Consider the following 1,690-nt stretch of genomic DNA (forward strand, 5'->3'; position numbering starts at 1 on the left):
ATCCAGTTTTACTCCCGGCGATCTGCTGATTACTTCCAGTGCATTATCGCCTGCGGTATTCATCTGTTCTACATTTACAATCACCCGGTCTGCTTTTTGATCAATTACAGGCATTTTCGATACGATGTTTACATCTTTCAGGTTTTGAGCGTGGTCTTCCAGCATAATTAATGGAACTTTAACGGCTATATCTTTTACTTCAAATGGTACAGATTGGTTTTTACCATAACCCATCATTAAGGCTTTAATAAAATACCTGCCAGATTTAACATTGCTGAACTCGTATAAACCTTGTTGGTTGGTGACTTGTAAGGCAACCGAAGCCGAATCGGGTAAGTGGATTAATGCTACTGAAGCATAATCGAGTGCTTTATTGCTTTTGTCGGTAACGGTTCCCGATACCTTAATGTTTTGAGCAAAAGTGATTTGAAGGTTAAAAATAAGCAGCGCAAAAAGAGCAGATTTAAATAAGAGGTTCATATCGTGTTTGTTTTATATTGACGATTCAAAGATGAAGAGGTTGCATCAGCCTAAAAATTAAATAATCCCAACCCTTTAAAATATTATCCCAATGCTTTTTTTGGTAACAAAAGGTGTTGATCCTTGAAATGCACAGGTTGGGATAATTATATGCAGGTTTGGAATAAGAAAATAGGCAGTTAAAAAAGCTTTGCATAGTTTTGGGCCATGAAAAGAATAGAAACCATTTCCATTCATATTTTTTGCTGGATACTCGTACTAGGCTATTTTTATGGTGGCTATTTAATTGATGGCACAACTTTTAGCAAGGCCGCTTTGAATATCTCTATGAATTTTATACAAGTGATAGAGTTCTACATCTGTTACTTATGGGTATATCCGAGATTTTTGAAAAAGAATAAAGTACTTCAGTTAATTGGTGGCATTTTGTTTACCATAGGGGTATTTATTGCACTTAGGTATTTAATAGAAGAAGTGCTTTATTTAAAATGGCTTGGTTTTCATAACTATGATGATGGTACAACAGCCTGGGCCTACATCACAGATAATATTTATTGGAGCATTGGTTTTATTGTTACACCTGCTGCGGTTTATGGTATCGAGCATAGTTTCAAGTCGGAACAGGTTAACAGGAAACTTAAGGAAGAAGTAGTTAAGGCTGAACTTTCATTTTTGAAATCGCAGATCAATCCACACTTTCTGTACAATACCTTAAATTATGTTTACTCTTTGGCCATTCCTGTTTCCGATCAACTGGCCAATGCTGTTTTACGGTTATCAGATTTAATGCGCTATACTTTAAATGATAGTCCTGATGGTAAAGTAAGTTTAGATAAGGAAGTAGAATATCTGGAGAGTTATGTTGCATTATTTAAGATGCGTTTTGAACCCAAATTTTATGTCGACTTTACAACCGAGGGCATTGCCAATCAAAAAATARCTTCGCTGATCCTGATCCCTTTTGTTGAAAATGCCCTTAAACATGGCGTGGTAAATGATGAAGCACGGCCTGTGCGCATTAAACTTAAGGTGCAGAACAAACGCTTAAGTTTCGAGGTGAGCAATAAGATCAGCCATGCGCAGAAAGATCATTCAAGTGGCGTAGGCATGGTAAATATCCATCGCAGGTTGGATCTGATTTATCCCGAAAAACACGAATTGTTGATTTCGAACAATGGCAATACTTACAAAAGCACGTTAATTTTAAATC

The 1,690-nt window shown here is 36.5% G+C and carries 2 protein-coding genes; one reads left to right on the forward strand and one right to left on the reverse strand.

All coding sequences use genetic code 11. The features are described from left to right. Window positions 1-480 (reverse strand): carboxypeptidase-like regulatory domain-containing protein (locus tag AC1DPQ_RS26920; protein WP_477611451.1); only part of this gene is annotated, 480 nt, incomplete at its 3' end. A gap of 207 nt (window positions 481-687) precedes the next feature. On the opposite strand from AC1DPQ_RS26920, the gene AC1DPQ_RS26925 reads away from it, so the two are divergent. Further along, on the forward strand, window positions 688-1,690 hold a 1,003-nt coding region (locus AC1DPQ_RS26925), incomplete at its 3' end, for a sensor histidine kinase (protein ID WP_477611452.1).

This window comes from Pedobacter sp. 01T416_2 (assembly GCF_056398925.1).